Source organism: Streptomyces sp. NPDC006197 (assembly GCF_040613865.1).
Classification (GTDB): Bacteria; Actinomycetota; Actinomycetes; order Streptomycetales; family Streptomycetaceae; genus Streptomyces.
This window is the reverse complement of record NZ_JBEXSZ010000166.1, coordinates 1-17752: the sequence shown is the minus strand read 5'-3', so window position 1 is coordinate 17752 and position 17752 is coordinate 1. Positions and strand designations below refer to the sequence as shown.

Sequence of the window (17752 nt, the reverse complement as noted above, 5' to 3'; positions counted from 1 at the left end):
CCGCAGCCAGACCGCGGTGAACAGGACGACGACGGCCGCGATGGTGAACACGCCCAGGGGGACGTGCAGCCACAGCGCCCCGGCCGTCCCGGCGACACCGCTGACCCGCACCACGACCGATGTCCCGCCACCGCCGGCCGTCGCCGGCGGTCGCGCGACGCCGGAGCGGCGCAGTGCCCCGCGACCCCGACGATCCCTTCCCCGGAGGCCCCCTCCCGTGACCGACGCACTTCCCACCCTCGTCTCGCGCAACCCGGCCGACCCGGCCGACGTGCTCCTGCGGATCCCCGCACCGGGCGCCTTCGCGACCGTCGACACCGTCGAACGGGCCCGTGCCGCGCAGCCCGGCTGGCTGCTGGCCGGAGCCGCCGCACGCTCGGCCGCCCTGGGCGCGATCGCCACCGCCGTCGAGGCGGCGGCCGGCGAACTGGCCGGGCTCGCCGTGCGCGAGGTGGGCAAACCGCTCTCCGAGGCCAGGGCCGAGGTGGCCCGTACCGCCGCGATCTGGCGCTACTACGCCCAGGCCCCCTTCGAACCCACCGGCTCCGTCCACGACACCTCGGCGGGCGCCGGCCTGCTGCTGACCCGCCGTCGGCCGCACGGCGTGGCAGCGCTCATCACCCCCTGGAACTTCCCCTTCGCCATCCCGACCTGGAAGGCGGCCCCGGCGCTCGCCGCGGGGAACACGGTCGTCCTCAAACCCGCGCCCGAGGCCACCGCCTGCGCCCGGCGCCTCGGCGAGATCGTGCGACAGGCCGTTCCGGAAGGGGTGTTCACCGTCCTCCCCGGCGGCGCCACCGAAGGCAACGCGCTCGTCTCGGCCGCCGACGTCGTCTCCTTCACCGGCTCCACCCCCGTCGGCCGGGCCGTGGCCAGGGCCGCGGCCGTCCGGGGCATCCCGGCGCAGGCCGAGATGGGCGGCCTGAACGCGGCCGTCGTGCTGCCCGACGCGGACATCGAGCAGGCCGCCGGCCACATCGCCGCCTCCATCGCGGGATACGCGGGCCAGAAGTGCACCGCCACCAGCCGCGTCATCGCGGTCGGCGCCGCCCTCGAACCGCTGCGCGAGGCCCTCTCCGAAGCCCTGCGGGCCCTCCCGGTCGGCGATCCGGCCGACCCCGCCACCGTGTGCGGGCCGCTCATCCACGAGGGCGCCCGCGACCGGGTGCTCGACGCCTGCCGGGGGCTCGCCGTGCTCGCCGGTGGCACCGCCCCCGACGGACCCGGCTGGTACGCGGCCCCGACCCTGGTCGAGAAGGTGTCCCCCGGGCACCGGTTGCTGCGCGAGGAGGTCTTCGGCCCGATCGCCTCCCTGCTCCCCGCCGACGACGTCGCCCACGCGATCCGGATCACCAACTCCGTCCCGTACGGCCTGGTGACCTCGGTCCACACGGCTGACCTGAACACCGCCCTGCACGGTCTCGACCTGCTCGACACCGGGATGATCCGGATCAACGCGCCCTCCACCGGCGTCGACTTCCACCTGCCCTTCGGCGGGTCGAAGGCCTCCAGCCACGGGCCGCGCGAGCAGGGCAGGGCGGCCCTCGAGTTCTACACCTCCGGCCGGACGTACACCCTGGCCCCGGCGGGAGCGGCGGCCTGACCCCGTCCTACGGAACGATCTCCGAGGCCGTGGAGGCCCCACCGCACGTCGCCCGCTGGTAGAGCGACTTCAGGGCGCCGTCGATGGGATGGGGCTGCGGCTTCCCCGAGGCGTCCGGCTTGTTCCACCTGATGAGGTTGACCGCCACGGACATCTGCCGCCTGCCGTCGGCGCGCGTCAGGGACATCGTCCCGGCTCCCCAGACGGTGCCGTCGTGGCCCCAGAAGGTGCCGCAGGGGGTGTCGACCCTGTGCAGCCCGAGACCGTACTGGATCAGCGATCCGTCCAGGGCGCGGGTCGGGACCGTGCGCTGCATCTCCGCCAGCGACGACCGGTTGACGATCCGGCCGTCGAGCAGGAGGGCGTAGAAACGGTTGAGGTCCTCCATGGTCGACACCAGGGCGGCGGCCGGCCCCACCCAGGACATGTCGTAGACGCTGTAGTCGCGCGGCGGGTCGATCAGACCGTAGAACGCCTCGTACATCCGCGAGTGCGGCCCCTTGACGCGCGTCCCCGTCGGGAACCCGGTGTGCCGGAGGCCCGCGCGCTCGATGACGTTCCGGGTGATGTACTGCTCGGCCGGCATGCCGGTCACGTGCTCCAGGAGCTCGCCGAGAATGAGCCAGTTGGTGTTGGAGTACACGCCCGTGGGCCCACCGGGCTCGCCGACGGGAGGCGCCGAGAGGCCCATCTCGATCAGCTCGGTCGGACGGAACGTGCGGAACCGGTTGTCGTCCAGGCTCCGGGTCGAGACGTCGAGCCGGGAGGGGAAACCGCGCAGCGAAGGGAAGGCGTACGTGAGGTAGTCGGGGATGCCGCTCGTGTTGTTGAGCAGCATCCGCACGGTGATCCTCCTGCCCCGCTCACCCGGCACGAGCTGCGGCAGGTAGTCCCCGATCGGCGCGTCGAGCCGGATGCGGCCCTGCTCGACCTGCTGCATCACGGCGGCCGCGGTGAAGGTCTTGGTGACGCTGCCGACGCGGTGCCGCATGTCGGCCGTGACGGGACGGTTGTTCGTGACGTCGGCGACCCCGGAGGCGCCCCGCCAGGTCCGGCCGTCGTCCCGCACCTCGGCGAACACGCCCGGCACACCCGCCCGGTGGACACCGTCCAGGGCGGACTCCAGCTCCGCGGGATCGAAGCCGGCGGCCGCACGCGCGCTCCCGGCGGGAGCGGTCCCCGCGCCGCCGGGTGCGGCGGCCGCGGTGACCATGCCCGCGCAGACACCGAGCGCGGCGACACCTCCACACAGCACCATGCGCATCTTCACGACAATCAGTCCTTTCGGGTTCGTACGTGGAAGGGAGTGGAAGGAGAGGGAAGGGAGAGGCCGGCGGTCAGTCGGCGAGGGCGCGGCGCAGGACGGCGCCGAGCTCGGCGTTCTGCCGCTGCGAGACCTCGGCGGAGAGGATCGCCTGAGACCCGTGGAACGTGCCGGGCCACTGGTGGAGTTCGACCGACACGCCCGCCTGGAGCAGACGGAGGGCGTAGGCGATGTCCTCGTCGCGGTTCGGGCAGAACTCGGCGGAGGCGACGTAGGCCGGCGGAAGGCCGGACAGATCGGTGGCCCGCGCGGGGGCGGCGTACGGCGTGGCGGGCCGGGAGCCCAGGTAGTGGCCCCATGCGGCGATCGCCTTGCCCCGGTGGAACCAGGGCGTGTCCGTGAAGTTCCGGGCCGACCAGGTCTCCAGCCGGTCGTCGAGTCCCGCCTGGTTGAGCAGCTGGAAGCGGATCGGCGGCCCCTGTTCGTCACGTGCCCGCAGCGCCACCGCGGCCGCGAGCCCGCCGCCGGAACTGTGGCCCCCGACCGCGATCCGCGCCGGGTCGACGCCGAGTTCGGCCGCGTGCTCGGCCGTCCAGTCCAGGACGGCGTAGGCGTCGTCCAGGGCGGCGGGGAACGGATGCTCGGGGGACAGCCGGTAGCCGACCGAGATCACCACCGCGCCGGAGGTCTCCGCGAGGCGGGTGGCCCACGGGTGCTCGGTGTCCACGTCCCCCATGACGAATCCGCCACCGTGCAGCCAGACCACGGCCCCCTGCGCCCCGCGCGGCCGGTAGATCCGCACCACCACGTCCGGGTCGGCGGGTACGACGCGGTCCTCGACCTCCATCTCGGAGGTGTCGGGAGCCGGCACGGCGGCCGCGAGCCCGGCGAAGTACGTGCGGGCGGCGACCGGGTCGGACAGGTCGGTCTGCGGGAAGAGCGGGATGAACGCTTCGAGTTCGGGATCCATGACGACCATCCTCCGGCCCGGCCCCCGGGGGATCACCCGCCATCCGTCGCGCGTCCCGTCCCGATCACGCACCGAACGGCGCACGCCTTCCCTCCGGGCCTTCTGCCATCCTTCTGCCATGGAGGCACTGGCCGTACGGCTGTCGGGACTCGATCCGTACGTCGACGGCGCGATGCGCATCGTCGCGTTCTACGACACCCTGATGCGCCGCCGGGTCGACCTCCCGGCCCTCGCCCGCGCCTCGGCGGGGCTGGCCGAGTGCGTCGCCGGGATACGGCTCCACGGCACCGGCGGCTCCACCCGCGTCTCGCCCCACGGCACCCCGGCGTCCACCCCGCCGGCACCCGCGTCCACCGAGGTGCCGATCACCCTCGACGAGGAGGAGATCGGCACGGTCTGGCTGGAGCGGCCCGGCCCGCCCAGCCCGCTCGACGAGGTCCTCCTCGACCGCTTCGCCATCGCCGCCGCGGCCGCCGCCGAACGCTACGGCCCCGCCCGCACCACCATGGCCGACCCCGCCCTCGTCGAACTGGCCATCAGCTCCGACAGCGACGACGCCGCCCGCGCCCGGGCGCTGCGCCTCCTGGGCTTCGCCCCCGGCATCCCCGTCCACGTCGTCGCCGTCCGCACGAGCCTCCCGCTCGACCGCGTCGGCACCCTGCTCTGCCCGGCCCGCCCCGTGAAGGCGGCCCCGCTCGCCGACGCGGGCGTCATCCTGGCCACCGCCCTGGACCGTACGGGCTTCCCCGCAGGCGTACGGGCGGGCATCGGCGCCGCCGAGAGCCCCGACCGCTCCTGGCGCCAGGCCCGTACGGCCCTCCGCTTCACCACCCCGCGCGAACCCGTCGTCGACCACGCCGACCTGGGCGCGCTGGCCCTCCTGGCGGACATCCCCGAGGACGCCGTACGGGACAACCCCGACGTGACCGCGATCGACCGCCTGTCCCCGGAGGACCTGGAGACCCTGGACACCTACTGCGCCACCGCCTCCGTCCGCCGCGCGGCCGACCTCCTCCACCTCCACCACAGCAGCATCGCCCGCCGCCTCGACCACATCGGCAGGGCCCTCGCCCTGGACCTCACCGCCCCCACGGGCCTGACCCGCGCACGACTCGCCCTCACCACATGGCGACTGCTCCACGGCTGAGCGAGCACGGCGGAAGGAGTCCGTCGACGCCTCCGCACGCGACCGAGGGGCTGCCCGCGACCACGAACCGGCCGCTCTCGGGGGAGACGTGGCACGGGGCCGGTCCGACGCGTCGGCGGACGCGCATCGCGCGGCCCGCACTCGATGGGCGCGGGCCGCGGGGATCGCCCGCCGGGTCTCGTCAGGACGGGAGGGCGCCGAGCTGACGGAGCTGGGCGAGGACGTCCACGATGCCCCGGATCTCGGCGATCCGGCCGTCCACGAAGCGGAGGACGAAGATCTCGCCGTACGTGACGCGCTTCCCGGTGGGCGGCAGGCCTCGGTACTCGCCCAGGTGGGTCCCGGTCACCGTGTTCCGGGAGACGACCTTGTCGCCTTCCGCGACCGTCTCCTCGATGGTGACGTGGATGTCGGGGAACGCGCGCAGGAGCGCCTCCCACACCCGCTTCATGGCCTCCGCCCCGCTCCCGCCCATCGGCACCGGCGCGTGGAAGATCACGTCCGGCACCGTGAACTCGTCGATGGCCCGCGCGACGAGGTCCGGGTCGCCGCTGTTCGTGGCGGAGTGGAAGCGGTGGAGCGCGGCGATGTTGCGTGTCGCCTCGACTGTCGTCATGGGGCTTCTCCTTCTGTTCCGGATCGGGACGTCTCGGCGGTACGACGACACGGCGGCCGGAAACGTGACACGACGCGGACCGGTGCGGGGTCGAATACGCCGGTTCCGGCGAATGCGCCCGGTATTCCGGAATGTGGATCGGCGGTAAAGCGCGGGAAAAGTCCTCCCCGGCGCGCTGCGGTTCCCGCACGGAGCGTTTCGGCCGTCTTGACACGCCCTTGACGCCCCGACGCCTCGTCCGGGCGTGTCGGAACAACGGATTCCGCAGCAGTCAAGCCATTGACCTGCGGTTCTGCTCACGCTTCCATTCAGCCCGGGAGCCCACGGAACCACTTGATCACCAGCCGCCTCGGAGGCGATACCGCTCCCGCTCAGAACCACCGCTCACATCGATCGGAACCGCCTGATGACCGACACCCTCAGCGCGCCGCACGCGTTGGCCCCCCAGACCGAACCCGTGCCGCAGAAGCTCAAGCGTTCCATCGGTGTCGTGGGCGGTACATTGCTCACGCTGTCGTGCGTGACGCCCGCCTCCACCCTCTTCGTGGTCGTACCGGACCTCTTCGACGGAGTCGGCACGTACGCCGCCCTCACCATCGCCATCGGCTCGCTGCTCTGTATCGGCGTGGCGTTCTGCTACTCCGAGCTCGGCACCCTGATCCCCAGCGCGGGCGGCGAGTACGCCATCGTCTCCACCCTCTCGGGCCGCCTGGCGGGCTGGCTGGTGTTCGTCCTGTCCCTGCTGGTCGTGATGATCGTGCCACCGGTGATCGCCATGGGGACCGCCGACTACCTCGCGCCCCTGGTGCACATCCCCGCCCCGATCGCCGGCGCCGGCGTCATGCTCCTCGCGACCCTCGCGGGCCTCCTCGACCTGCGCGCCAACGCCTGGATCACCGGCATCTTCCTCGTCCTCGAAGTGATCGCCGCGGGCATCGTCGCGATCCTCGGCTTCGCCCACTCCGAGCGGGGCGTCGACGCCCTGCTCCACGGCGAGGTCGCGCCCGCCGGCGGCTCGCACTCGCTCGTCACCGGCGCCATGGTGGTCTCCGGCCTCGCCATCGCCCTCTTCATCACCCAGGGCTTCTCGACGGCCGTCTACCTCTCCGAGGAGCTGGAGAACCCGCGCAAGTCCGTGGCCCGCACCGTGCTCGCCACCCTCGCCATCTCGACCGCCGTCATCCTGGTGCCCGTCGTCGCCATCACCCTCGGCGCCGGCGACCTGGAGACCCTGACCGGCGGCGACATCAGCGGCATGATCGAGGCCTGGTCCAACTCCGCCGTCGGCACCTTCATCAGCCTCTGCGTCGCCCTTGCGATCATCAACGCCGGCATCGTCATGGTCATCCAGAACTCCCGCGTGCTGTTCGCCTCCGCCCGTGACAAGGCATGGCCGGAGCCCGTCAACAACGCCCTGTCCCGCCTGGGACGCTTCGGCTCCCCGTGGGTGGCCACCCTCGTCGTGGGCGTGCCGGGTGCGGCCCTGTGCTTCGTCAACCTCGACACCCTCTACGGCGTCACCGGCGTCTCCGTCACCGGCATGTACCTGCTGGTCGCCGTGGCCGCCCTGTTCAGCCGCCGGGGCGCGCACCGCGAGGTCGCGGCGTGGCGCATGCCGCTGTGGCCGGCCGTCCCGGTGGTGCTCATCGGAGTCATGGCGTACATCCTGTACATGCAGGACGCCGAGTACCTGCTGTGGACCGGCGGCATCACGGCGGTGGCCACCCTCTACTGGGCGCTGTACCTGCGGCCGCGCAAGGAGACCCGCTGGCTGGTCAGCATCCCGGAGGACGAGCAGGCCTGACCCTGTCGGCACCATCCCACCCGAGGGCCGGGGCGCGGAAAGCGCCCCGGCCCTCGGGCGTGCCCCGGCCGACGCCGGCAGGTACGAGGATCACTCCGTACGGGGGGTGGACCCCGCCTCCCGCGTGTCGTGCCGGGCGGCATGGACAGCGGAAACGTATCTGTGCATGCATGACCACCGACATGGAACACCTGTTGAACGTACGTCTGTGCGAGCGCTTCGGCGACGAGGCCGACTGGGCCGAGGTCACGTCCCTGACCGCCTCCCTCCTCCGGGTCGTCGTCTCGGCGCTCGGTCCCGAGGACGCCATGGCCTTCCTGACGGCGGCGCGGCGCGCCCTCGACGAGGAGGAGTCCCGGGCAGGAACGATTCACCTGGGCTTCGGTGCCCACCTCTGGACCCATCTCGAAGGCGTCTCCTGGGGGTCGTCGGCCCTGGCCAGGACATCGGCCTGGGAGGCGATGCTGACCATGCACCGTCTTTCCGTACTGGCCCCCGAACCGGGTCTCGGCGCTCATGTCGACAGCGCGCTGGAAGCCTGCCGAATCCGCCTCGTGCCGGCCGCCGTCGGCTTCTGACCGGCGCCCCGTGGACGGCCGGGCGTGGAGGAGCGTCTCAGCGCAACGCCCCGGCCGTCCGGAGGCACTCGCGGTCCTCCGCGCTGAGCAGGCCGTCCGGAAGGGTCTCGTCGTCCAGCAGTCCGGCCAGCGCGGGGGCGTGTGCGAGGAACGCGGCCCTGCACCGTTCCCGTTCGGGATGGTCGTCGTCGAGCCCGAGCATCAGCACCGACCGCTCGTCGTCCGCGTCGACGGGCTCGGACAGGTGGGCGGCGAGGGCCAGAAGGTCGACGAGGCCGGTGCGTACGGCGATCGCGAGGTGAGGGTCGGCCGCGAGGCGGAGCAGGAACGGCACGGCCGCCGGCATGGCCGCGCTCACGTGGAAGACGTCCTCCAGCAGGGCGTTGTCGAGCAGGCGGAGAGCCTCGGTCCCGGTGGCCTCGTCGAGCAGGTACGGGAGGAGCGCGGGGATCCTCGAAGGCCCCCCGGAGGTCTGTGGCCAGGCGGCATCGGCGCAGCCCAGAAGCGCGGGATGGTCGCAACCGGAAAGCCCTGCCCGCGGATGGTCGCGCAGGAACCGATCGACGGCGGCCTCCTTGACCGCCGCATCCACGACACACATCCGTACGCCCCCGTCCCGCGCGACACCGCCCCGGTGGGTGCGGTCGAAGGCACTATCACCCGACGGGACGCCGTACGCAAGCGCCGGGATCGACCAATCATCCACCTTCTGATCGAAACTCGATCAATCGACAAGAACGCATTGACTCGATCACCGGTCGCACCTAGCTTCTGGCCGCACCCGACCGCCAGAAAGGTTGTTGCGTCATGACCGACAGAGCTTTGCCCACACGGCAGTTGCTGGGCCGCGGGCTCATTGCCGCCGCCCTCGCCCTCGGCGGAGCCACCGCCCTCACCGGCACGCCCGCCGCGGCCGCGGCCGGCGTCACCTATGTGGACTGCTCGCGGGCGACCGCCGGGGACGGCAGTCAGGCGGCGCCGTTCAACAGCATCGGACAGGCCAACGGGAAGACGTACGGGCCCGGGGACACGCTCGCCTTCGCCGCCGGCACCACGTGCACCGGCTCCCTCGCCCCGCAGGGCAGCGGCACTGCCGCCGCCCCCGTCGTCCTCACCGGCTACGGCAGCGGCACCCTGCCCGTGATCGACGGCGGCGGCGCCCCGAACGCCGTCTCCCTGACCAACCAGGACCACTGGCGGATCAGCAACCTCAAGCTCACCAATCCCGCCTCCACTCTCGCCCGCCGCACCGGACTGCGGATCTCCGCCACCGACGGCACGGCGCACCGCGGCTTCGACATAGGCAACCTCGTCATCGACCGGGTGGCCGGCCAGACGAACAAGAACAGCCCGACCACCGAGGACTTCGTCCAGTCCGCCGGCATCGTCACCGGCGCGACCGGCACGAACTCGACCCTCAACGACGTCCACGTCCACGACAACCAGATCAGCAACACGGGCGGCGGCGGCCTCAAGATCCGCGTCGGAGCCATGGCCGTCAAGGGCACCGGAGTCCTGATCGAGAACAACACCGTCAAGGACGTCGGCGGCGACGGCATCATCGCCAGCTACGCCGAAGCGCCCCTGATCCAGTACAACAACGCCTCCGGCGTCGGCAACGGCGTCTACCCCTTCTCCGGCGGCAACTTCGCCGGCATCTGGGTGCTCGGCGACCACGACCCGACCATCCAGAAGAACGCCGTGTACGGCATCACGCGGATGTCGGTGGCCGACAGCCAGGCCTTCGACTGCGACTGGGGCAACACCGGCACCTGCACGATTCAGTACAACTTCAGCCGCGACAACATCGGCGGCTTCTTCCTCGACTGCGACGGCTGCGGCACCATCGGCGGCGCCCGGCAGGTCATCCGCTACAACATCTCCGAGAACGACTGCCGCATGAGCAGCGTCAGCGCCGGACGATCCGCGCTGCACATGTACAACAACGTCCTCTACTGCACCGACAAGAAGTTCAGCATCACGCTCCCCGACGAGAGTGTCGTCGAGAACAACATCTGGGTGGGGACCACCGACTCCCGACTGCCCACCGGCGCCGGGATCTCCTGGCTGTGGAACGTCTTCCAGGGCGTGCCCCGGCCGACCGCCAACGGCATCGCCGGCGACCCGAAGTTCGTGAACCCCGGCACCGGCGGCGACACCCTTCACTCCGTCGACGGCTACAAGCTGCGCGCCACGTCCCCCGCCCTGAACAACGGCTCCGTCGTCAGCGGCAACGGAGGCCGCGACTACTGGGGCAACCCGGTGAGCGCGACCACGAAGCCGCACCGCGGCGCGTACAACGGACCGGGCCTGTAACCCCTTCGTCCGGCCGGGGGCCGAGGACGGGCGGGGCCGAGGACGGGCGGGGTCCGTCCTCGGGCATCGCTCACGGCGCCACGTGGTAGTACCGGGTGCAGGCGAGGATCATCCCGTCGTCGGCGATCGTGAAGAGGTCGACGAACCGCAGGTCCTGCCCGTCGGTGCCCGGCACCACCCGGCGCCCCGTGGCGACGACGCCGCGGTCCTGGCCCACGACCCGGTCGATCTCGTGACGGGCCCGCGGCAGCGCGCGCCCGAAACGGGTGTGCAGGACCGCCGCACGGCCACGGACCGGAGGCAGCCCCGGCAGTTCGAGGACCACGCCGTCGTGCAGCAGGGAGGCGCACGAGTCCAGGTCACCGGCGTCCAGGTAGTCGTAGACCAGGCGGACATGGTCGATTCCGGCGGCGGTGACCAGGTCACCCGGTCCCGGCAACCCGGTGCTCGTGTCATCGTGGCGGTTCAACGGCTGAGCCCCTTTCGCTCTCGGCCAGGATTCTGGGGGGAGCCGCCAACTCCGCGTTATCCCCCCTCTATCTCCGACCGGGATCTTCACGGCATGGACAGGGCGGGGGTGGTTGTGGAGACTGTCCTCACTCGGTCCAGAGGTGTCAACTCGTTTCTTTGGTGGGGGAATCGGTGACGGACGACATCGGGGACAGATCCCAGGAACTTCCGGACATGTCGCCCCTCGCCTTCCAAATCCTGGGACCGCTGCAGGTCCACGGCCCCGACGGGCCGCTGCGGCTTCCGCCAGGGCGCCAGGAGGTGATCCTCGCGGCGCTGCTCCTGGAGACGAACCGGGTGGTCAGCACCAACCACCTGGTGGACCTCATCTGGGAGGACAACCCGCCGGAGACCGCCCGGACCCAGGTGCAGATCTGCGTGTCGCGGCTGCGCAAACTCCTCGCCGGCGCGGACGGCGAGGTCTCGATCACGACCCGGCCGCCGGGGTACGTGCTGCACACCGACGCGGGCAACGTGGACGCCGCGCTCTTCACCAGCCTCGTCTTACGGGCCCGCCGACTGCGCGAGCGCGGCGAACCCGACCAGGCCGTGAGGCTGCTGAGGGACGCGGTGACGCTGTGGCAGGGCGACTGCCTGTCCGGCCTCGACAGCGGCCCGCTGGCGAACAAGGCGCGACAGCTCGACGAGGAACGTCTGACCGCCGTCGAACTCCGCATCCAACTGGAGCTCGAACTCGGACGGTACGACGGACTCGTGGGCGAACTGCAGAGGCTCACCCGTGAACACCCGCTGCGGGAGAAGCTGCGCGGCCAACTGATCCAGGCCCTGTACTGGTCGGGACGGCAGGCCGAGGCCCTGGAGGCCTTCCGCACCGCCCGACGGTTCCTCGCCGAGGAACTCGGGCTCGAACCCAGCCCGGAACTCAGGGAACTGGAGTCGGCGATCCTCGCCGGCCGGCTCCTCGCCCCCGCCGCCCCCGCGCCCGTACGCGTACCGGAGGACAGGGCCGAGGAGGAGACGGCGGGAACGGAGCCCGAGGAGGACTCCGAACCGGCCGCCGCCCCGCCGCCCCCGGAACCCGTACGCCAGGACGCCGTACCGCACCAGCTTCCCGCCGCCGTCGCCGACTTCGTGGCCGACGCCGGCCGGCTCGCCGCACTGGAGGAAGCGCTGACCGGACGGCCGGGCCGCACCACGGTGGGGCTCGCCGCGATCACGGGCAAGCCCGGCACCGGCAAGTCGACCCTCGCCGTGCACGTCGCCCACATGCTCTCCGAGACCGGATTCCCCGACGGCCAGCTCTACTGCGACCTGCGCGGGACGACCGGCACCCCGGCCACCCCCGAGGAGGTCCTGGGCCGGTTCCTGCGCGCTCTCGGCATCCCCGGCCAGCTGATCCCGGAATCCCTGGACGAGCGCGCCGAGATGTACCGCACCCGACTGGCCTCCCGCCGCGTCCTGGTCGTCCTCGACGACGCCGCCGGCGAAGGCCAGGTGCTGCCGCTGCTGCCCGGCAGCCGGGGCTGCGCCGTCCTCGTCACCGGCCGGGCCCGCCTCACCGCCCTGCCCGGCGCGCACCGGGTGGAACTCGACGTGCTCCCCGAGGACCGGGCGCTCGAACTGCTGGCCAGGATCGTCGGGCGGGAACGGGTCGCGGGCGAGGCCGCGGCCGCGGAGGCCCTGGTCCGCACGGTCGGACGGCTCCCGCTGGCCCTGCGGATCGTCGCCGCCCGGCTCGCGGCCCGCCCGCACTGGACCCTGGCGTCCATGGTGCAGCGGCTCGCCAACGAGCGGCACCGCCTCGACGAACTGGCCCACGGCGAGATGACGATGCGCGCCAGCCTGTCGCTGACCTACGAGGGCCTGGCGCCGGAGGACCGCCGGCTGCTGCGGCTCCTGAGCATGGCGCAGGCGCCGACCCTGCCGAGCTGGCTGGCGGGCGCGCTGCTCGACGACCGCCGCCCCTTCCCCTCGGACCTGATGGAACCGCTGGTCGACGTGCAGATGCTGGACGTCGCCGGAGTGGAACGGACCGGAGGCTTCCGATACCGCTTCCACGAGATCATCCGCGTGTACGCGCGGGAACAGCTGGCGGCACACCACACGCCCGAGGCACGGCAGGAGGCGCTCGCCCGGATGGCGGGCGGCTGGATGCACCTCGCCCAGCAGGCCCACCGCAAGGTGTACGGCGGGGACTTCACCGTCCTGCACGGCGACGCGCCCCGCTGGGAACCCCCGGCCTCCTACACGGACGAGGTGCTCGCCGACCCGCTGGCCTGGCTCGACGCCGAACAGGCCTCCCTGTGCGGAATGGTCGAGCACACGGCCGACGCCGGCCTCCACGACCTCAGCTGGGACCTCGCGACCTCGCTCGTCACGCTCTTCGAGGTGCGCGGCCACTACGACCTGTGGGAGCAGACCCACCTGAGCGCGCTGGCCGCCGTCCGCAAGGCGGGAAACCTGCGGGGGACCGCCGCGATACGGGCGTCGCTCGGCTCGCTCTACATGAGCCGCAACCAGTTCGACACGGCCCGGCAGGCGCTGAACTCGGCACTCGACGTCTTCCAGGCGCTGGACGAACCGATGGGCGAGGCGCTGTGCCGGCGCGACATGGCACTCATCGCACGCACCAGCGGCGACGACCCCGCGGCCCTGGAGCTGTACCGGCGGTCCCTGGCCGACTTCGACCGGGCGGGCGACGTGGTGGGCCGCGCGATCGTCCTGACCCAGAGCGCGCACGTCCGGATGCGACAGGGCGAGATCGCGGAGGCGCAGAGACAGCTGGACGAGGCGCTGGACATCTACGAAGGGGTCGGTTACACGGGCGGCCGGGCGAGAACACTGCGGCGCGTCGGACAGCTGCTGCTCGAACAGGGCCGGAGCGACCTGGCGGTCCTCACCTTCACGGAGGTGCTGGAGCTCTGCCGGGATTCCGGCGACGTCATCGGGGAGGGCCATCTGCTCCGCGACCTGGGGCACGCCTTCGTCGTCATGGGCCGTCCCGACCGGGCCAGGGACTTCTACGACCGTGCGGTGACCGCGCGGGAGGGGGTCATGGATTTCAGCGGTGGCGCCCTGGCGCGCCTTGACCTCGCCCGTCTCCTCGACGCGGAGCCCGGACGCTCCCGGGAGCTGCTCGTCCCTGCGGTCGAGGTGTTCCGCGAGCGGCGGATGGGGCGGGAACTCGCCGAGGCGGAGAGGCTGCTCGCGACCGGCTGCTGAGCGCGCGGGCCTCCCGGACGGGGCTCAGTCCCACGGGTTGTTGTCGGTGCTGCACGTGGTGACGGTGCCGGTGGCCGTGACCGTCGTCGTGCAGACCGGGGTGGTGTCGGTGGTGCCCGTGGTCCCGTCGGCCCAGCTCGCCTGGACGCCCGCCCCCGTCAGGATCACGATCAGCGCGGCGGTGACGGCGGCGCGGACGGACTTGCGGGCGGCGGTGGCGGTGTAGGACATCGGATCCTGCCTCTCGGTGGTGTGCGGCGTTCCCTTGTGACCACCACGTTAGGAACACGCGGATTCACGGCACCGCTCGCTGCCTTATCACCCCGCTATCACGGAACAGCGCCCCGCCCGCACCGCTATCACGGGCCCCCGGCCGCTATCACGACCCCGTCGCCCGCCCTTAGTGCCGGGATGCCCCCTGAATAGCCGCGTCCGGACGATGGGTCCCAGCAGACGGCGAGGCGAAGCCCCCGGCCGGCGGCCCCACCGGGCGCCGGCGGAAGGCCCGCCCCAACTCGACGAGCGGGAGCTTCCCATGACGACCAGTCTCTCCCCCGAGGACACCGTGACGGCCACCGCCGCACTCGGCACCCTCATACGCGGCCATCGGCTTCGCATCGGCCTGACCCAGCAGGAGCTGGCGGACCTCTCCACCATCAGCGTCCGCGCCATCCGCGACCTGGAGAAGGGGAAGGCGCAGCGGCCGAGGGCCGACACGATCCGGCTGATCGCCGACGGCCTCCGCCTGGGCCCCCGCGCCCGCACGGCCCTCGAGGACGCGGTGCGGCGCGGACACGGACACCGGGGCGGCGTCGGACCCGGCGGCCTCGCCGCCGAGCGGCTGGCCCCGCCCGTACCGCTGCACCCGCTGATCGAGAGGGCCGCCGAATCCACCGTCCTCACCGAGGAACTGCGCTCCGGAACCGAAAGACTGATCACCGTCGTCGGACTGAGCGGCGTCGGCAAGACGAGACTGGCCCTGGAGGCCGCGGCCCGGCTGCACGACGCCGGCTTCCCGGTGCTGTGGCACACCGCCCCCGGGGCGGTCGCCGACTGCCTGCCGGCCTGCGACGGCCGGCTCGCCGCCCTCACGGCCGACTGCGCCGCCTTCCTCCACGGCGACGGCCCGACCGACGACCTGGCCCCCGAACTGGCCGGCGCCCTCGGCGACCGCGCGGTGCTCCTCGTCCTCGACGGCGTCGACACCGCGCTGCTCGACTTCCACCGCCTGAGCCGACTGCTGCGCGAGCTGCCCGGACTCCGCCTCCTCGTCACCGCCGACGAACCCTGGAACGTCCCCGGCGAACGCCTCTTCCTCCTCTCCCCGCTGGAGGCGCCGGACCCCTCCGACGGCATCCGTCCCGACGCGCCCGCCGCCCGGTTCTTCCTCAGCCGGCTCCGCCACGTCCGCCCCGACATCGTTCCCGACGAGCGCGTCCTCGCGGACATCGCCTGGGTCAGCCACCGGCTCGACGGCCATCCGCTCGCGCTCGCCGCGGCGGCCTCCTGGCTCACCGTCTGCGACCTGACCACGCTGCGCGGCATCGTCGAGTCCGACCCGGCATCCCTGCTCGACCACCTGGCCGACGGCCGGTCCGCCTCCCGTCTGCGCGAGCGCGTCACCCGTGCGCTCGCCGCGCTCCCCGACGGCCACCGGCATCTGATCGGCGCGCTGTGCGCCGCGAGCGAGGACGCGTTCGTCCTGGAGGACGTCCTCCGGCTGACCGGCATGCCCCTGCCGCACTGCGGCCGCATGGTCCGCGACCTGCTGGTCAGCGGCGTGATCCGGTCCGACACGGACGGCGGCCGCTCCGCGTTCCGCGTACTGAGCGTGGTGCGCGCCCTCGCGGCGGACGCGATGGCGACGACGACCGCTTCCGCGACGGCGACCACACCCACGACCGTTTCCGCGTCGGCGTCGGCAACCATGCCCACGACCGTTTCCGCGTCGGCGTCGGCGACCGCTTCCCCGGCCACGACTCCTTCGGCGACCATGGCCGCTTCCCCGGCCACGACCCCTTGGACGACCGCGGCCGCTTCCCCGACCACGCCGCGGACACCGGTCCGATGAGCGGCGGCGCCGTACCGGACGGCGTCGGCACGACTGCCGCAGCCGCTGCCGCCCGACTGCCGCTCCACCGCCGAACCGCTGGCGTACCGCCGGATCAACTGCCGCTCCCGGCCCCGGCTCACGGGTTGTATGGCGACTGCCCCGCCCGGGCCCGCGCCGCTCTCCCTCCCCCTCCTCCGTCGTGACTTCCACAGGAGCCCCTCATGCCGTTCGACACGCCCGTCGCACCCGCTCCGGCTGCCGTCCGGTTGCCGCTCTCGGTGGCCCAGCGTGACATCTGGACGGCACACGCCCTCGACCCCACGGGCGTGAAGTACAACGTCGCCGAGTGCCGCGAGATCAACGGCCCCGTGGATCCCCAGCTGATGGCCGCGGCCTGGCGCCGCCTCGTCGAGGAGGCGGACTTCCTCCGCACCCGCCGCTTCGAGGACGACGGCGAGCAGGTGTGGCAGCTGGTCGACACCGACGCCGGATCGCGCACCCTGCCGTTCACCGACGTGAGCGCCGAGGACGACCCCGAAGGCGCGGCCTGGCGGATCGTCGACGCGCTGATCTGCGCCCCCTTCGACCTCACCGGCCGGCCGCCGGTCCGCTGCGCGCTGATCAGACTCGCCGAGGACAGGTACTTCTACTTCTACGGATTCCACCACCTGGTCGTCGACGGCGTGGGCGTGTCGATGGCACTCGCCCGGCTGGTCGAGCTGTACGAGCAGGCCGTCGCGGGCGAACCCTGGGGCCCCTCCCCGTTCGGGAGCCTGACGGAGCTGCTCGCCGAGGACGCGGAGTACCGACGGTCCGAGGAGGCCGCCGCCGAGCGCGCCGCCTGGCGGGAGCACCTCGCCGGCGCCCCCGACGCACCCGCCGGCCTCGTCCGGGGCACCGGCCGGGCGACGGCCGCGCACGGCGGCCTGCCCTTCGCCCGGCGCAGCGTACGGGTCTCCCCGGCGGACACCGACCGGCTCCGCTCGGTCGCACGCGGCGAGCGCGCCACCTGGTCCGTCCTCCTCGTGGCCCTGTTCTCGGTCTACCTGCACCGCGTCACCGGACGTACGGAACTGATGATCGCCCTCCCGGTCACCGGCAGGACGTCCCGGCTCGCCCGCAGCACCCCGGGCATGTCGTCGAACGTGGTCCCGCTGAGGATCCGGATCGACCCCGAGGACTCGCTCGGCGCACTGGTCCGCTCGGTGGGCGCCGAGGTCAAGCACGGACTGCGCCACCAGCTGACCCGGTACGAGGACCTCTGCCGCGACGCCGGCGTCGTCGACGGCTCCCGACGACTGGCCACGCCCGTCCTCAACATCATGGGCTTCCACGGGGAGCTCACCGTCTGCGGCCACCCCACGGTCAACCACAACGTGAGCAACGGCCCCGTCGACGACCTCGGCGTCGCCGTGCTCGACCTCGGCGCCGCGAACGGACTGCGCATCGACTTCGACACCCCCGTCGACGGCGTCGACGTCACCGCCGTCGCCGCACACCAGGACCGCTTCGCCGCCTTCCTCACCACCGTCCTCGCCACGGAGCACCCGACCGAACGCAAGGTCGCCGACCTCGACGTCCTGTCGGAGGCGGAGCGCGGGTTGTTGACGGGCCGGTGGGCCGGGCCGGTGGCGGACGTGGTGGACACGACGCTGGTGGAGCGGTTCGAGGAGCAGGCGGCGCGGTTCCCCGACGGGGTCGCGCTCGT

General features: G+C 72.6%; 14 protein-coding genes. 8 read left to right on the top strand and 6 right to left on the bottom strand.

Annotated features, from left to right (window positions below; translation table 11 throughout):
* The first annotated feature begins 217 nt into the window (after positions 1–217).
* Positions 218–1603 (top strand): aldehyde dehydrogenase family protein, encoded by a 1386-nt coding sequence (locus ABZ318_RS34060; RefSeq protein WP_356906308.1) that lies wholly within the window; start codon positions 218–220, stop codon positions 1601–1603.
* Between the two features lie 7 nt (positions 1604–1610).
* On the opposite strand, the gene ABZ318_RS34055 is transcribed toward ABZ318_RS34060, so the two are convergent.
* Both ABZ318_RS34055 and ABZ318_RS34050 read right to left on the bottom strand, forming a co-directional pair.
* Positions 1611–2729, bottom strand: coding sequence for a serine hydrolase domain-containing protein (locus tag ABZ318_RS34055; protein WP_356906309.1), 1119 nt, complete (start codon positions 2727–2729; stop codon positions 1611–1613).
* A 211-nt stretch (positions 2730–2940) separates the two neighbouring features.
* On the bottom strand, positions 2941–3837 hold the full coding sequence (locus tag ABZ318_RS34050) for an alpha/beta hydrolase (protein WP_356906307.1): 897 nt from the start codon (positions 3835–3837) through the stop codon (positions 2941–2943).
* A gap of 118 nt (positions 3838–3955) precedes the next feature.
* On the opposite strand from ABZ318_RS34050, the gene ABZ318_RS34045 reads away from it, so the two are divergent.
* Complete coding sequence (locus ABZ318_RS34045) at positions 3956–4984, top strand: helix-turn-helix domain-containing protein (RefSeq protein WP_356906306.1); 1029 nt, start codon at positions 3956–3958, stop codon at positions 4982–4984.
* A 181-nt stretch (positions 4985–5165) separates the two neighbouring features.
* Here ABZ318_RS34045 and ABZ318_RS34040 read toward each other — a convergent pair whose 3' ends face one another.
* Positions 5166–5600: an ester cyclase gene (locus tag ABZ318_RS34040; RefSeq protein WP_356906305.1), complete on the bottom strand. Its 435-nt coding sequence runs from the start codon at positions 5598–5600 to the stop codon at positions 5166–5168.
* 406 nt (positions 5601–6006) lie between these two features.
* On the opposite strand from ABZ318_RS34040, the gene ABZ318_RS34035 reads away from it, so the two are divergent.
* Positions 6007–7404, top strand: coding sequence for an APC family permease (locus ABZ318_RS34035; RefSeq protein ID WP_356906304.1), 1398 nt, complete (start codon positions 6007–6009; stop codon positions 7402–7404).
* Positions 7405–7574: 170 nt separating this feature from the next.
* Positions 7575–7982: a hypothetical protein gene (locus ABZ318_RS34030; RefSeq protein ID WP_356906303.1), complete on the top strand. Its 408-nt coding sequence runs from the start codon at positions 7575–7577 to the stop codon at positions 7980–7982.
* Positions 7983–8019: 37 nt separating this feature from the next.
* On the opposite strand, the gene ABZ318_RS34025 is transcribed toward ABZ318_RS34030, so the two are convergent.
* Positions 8020–8574: a hypothetical protein gene (locus tag ABZ318_RS34025; RefSeq protein ID WP_356906302.1), complete on the bottom strand. Its 555-nt coding sequence runs from the start codon at positions 8572–8574 to the stop codon at positions 8020–8022.
* Positions 8575–8789: 215 nt separating this feature from the next.
* Between ABZ318_RS34025 and ABZ318_RS34020 the strand changes: the two genes are divergently transcribed.
* Positions 8790–10298, top strand: a complete 1509-nt coding sequence (locus ABZ318_RS34020) for a right-handed parallel beta-helix repeat-containing protein (RefSeq protein WP_356906301.1) — start codon at positions 8790–8792, stop codon at positions 10296–10298.
* Between the two features lie 70 nt (positions 10299–10368).
* Here ABZ318_RS34020 and ABZ318_RS34015 read toward each other — a convergent pair whose 3' ends face one another.
* The gene (locus ABZ318_RS34015; protein ID WP_356906300.1) at positions 10369–10767 is read right to left on the bottom strand and encodes a nuclear transport factor 2 family protein; all 399 of its coding nucleotides are present in this window, start codon (positions 10765–10767) and stop codon (positions 10369–10371) included.
* A gap of 215 nt (positions 10768–10982) precedes the next feature.
* Here ABZ318_RS34015 and ABZ318_RS34010 point away from each other — a divergent pair, with 215 nt between their 5' ends.
* A complete protein-coding gene (locus ABZ318_RS34010) occupies positions 10983–13991 on the top strand; it encodes a BTAD domain-containing putative transcriptional regulator (RefSeq protein ID WP_356906299.1) in 3009 nt (1002 codons plus the stop codon).
* 24 nt (positions 13992–14015) lie between these two features.
* Here ABZ318_RS34010 and ABZ318_RS34005 read toward each other — a convergent pair whose 3' ends face one another.
* Positions 14016–14222, bottom strand: coding sequence for a hypothetical protein (locus ABZ318_RS34005; protein ID WP_356906298.1), 207 nt, complete (start codon positions 14220–14222; stop codon positions 14016–14018).
* A 304-nt stretch (positions 14223–14526) separates the two neighbouring features.
* Here ABZ318_RS34005 and ABZ318_RS34000 point away from each other — a divergent pair, with 304 nt between their 5' ends.
* Both ABZ318_RS34000 and ABZ318_RS33995 read left to right on the top strand, forming a co-directional pair.
* Positions 14527–16062 carry a helix-turn-helix domain-containing protein gene (locus ABZ318_RS34000; protein ID WP_356906297.1) on the top strand — a complete coding sequence of 512 codons (1536 nt, stop codon included), beginning with the start codon at positions 14527–14529 and terminating at the stop codon, positions 16060–16062.
* Positions 16063–16265: 203 nt separating this feature from the next.
* Positions 16266–17752, top strand: a 1487-nt coding sequence (locus ABZ318_RS33995) for a condensation domain-containing protein (RefSeq protein WP_356906296.1), incomplete at its 3' end; no start/stop codon positions are given.

Coding starts and splice junctions, on each gene's coding strand:
- ABZ318_RS34045 (WP_356906306.1), top strand. CDS start 3,956: ATGGAGGCACTGGCCGTACGGCTGTCGGGACTCGATCCGTACGTCGAC.
- ABZ318_RS34040 (WP_356906305.1), bottom strand. CDS start 5,600: ATGACGACAGTCGAGGCGACACGCAACATCGCCGCGCTCCACCGCTTC.
- ABZ318_RS34000 (WP_356906297.1), top strand. CDS start 14,527: ATGACGACCAGTCTCTCCCCCGAGGACACCGTGACGGCCACCGCCGCA.
- ABZ318_RS34005 (WP_356906298.1), bottom strand. CDS start 14,222: ATGTCCTACACCGCCACCGCCGCCCGCAAGTCCGTCCGCGCCGCCGTC.
- ABZ318_RS34010 (WP_356906299.1), top strand. CDS start 10,983: ATGTCGCCCCTCGCCTTCCAAATCCTGGGACCGCTGCAGGTCCACGGC.
- ABZ318_RS34020 (WP_356906301.1), top strand. CDS start 8,790: ATGACCGACAGAGCTTTGCCCACACGGCAGTTGCTGGGCCGCGGGCTC.
- ABZ318_RS34035 (WP_356906304.1), top strand. CDS start 6,007: ATGACCGACACCCTCAGCGCGCCGCACGCGTTGGCCCCCCAGACCGAA.
- ABZ318_RS34050 (WP_356906307.1), bottom strand. CDS start 3,837: ATGGATCCCGAACTCGAAGCGTTCATCCCGCTCTTCCCGCAGACCGAC.
- ABZ318_RS34030 (WP_356906303.1), top strand. CDS start 7,575: ATGACCACCGACATGGAACACCTGTTGAACGTACGTCTGTGCGAGCGC.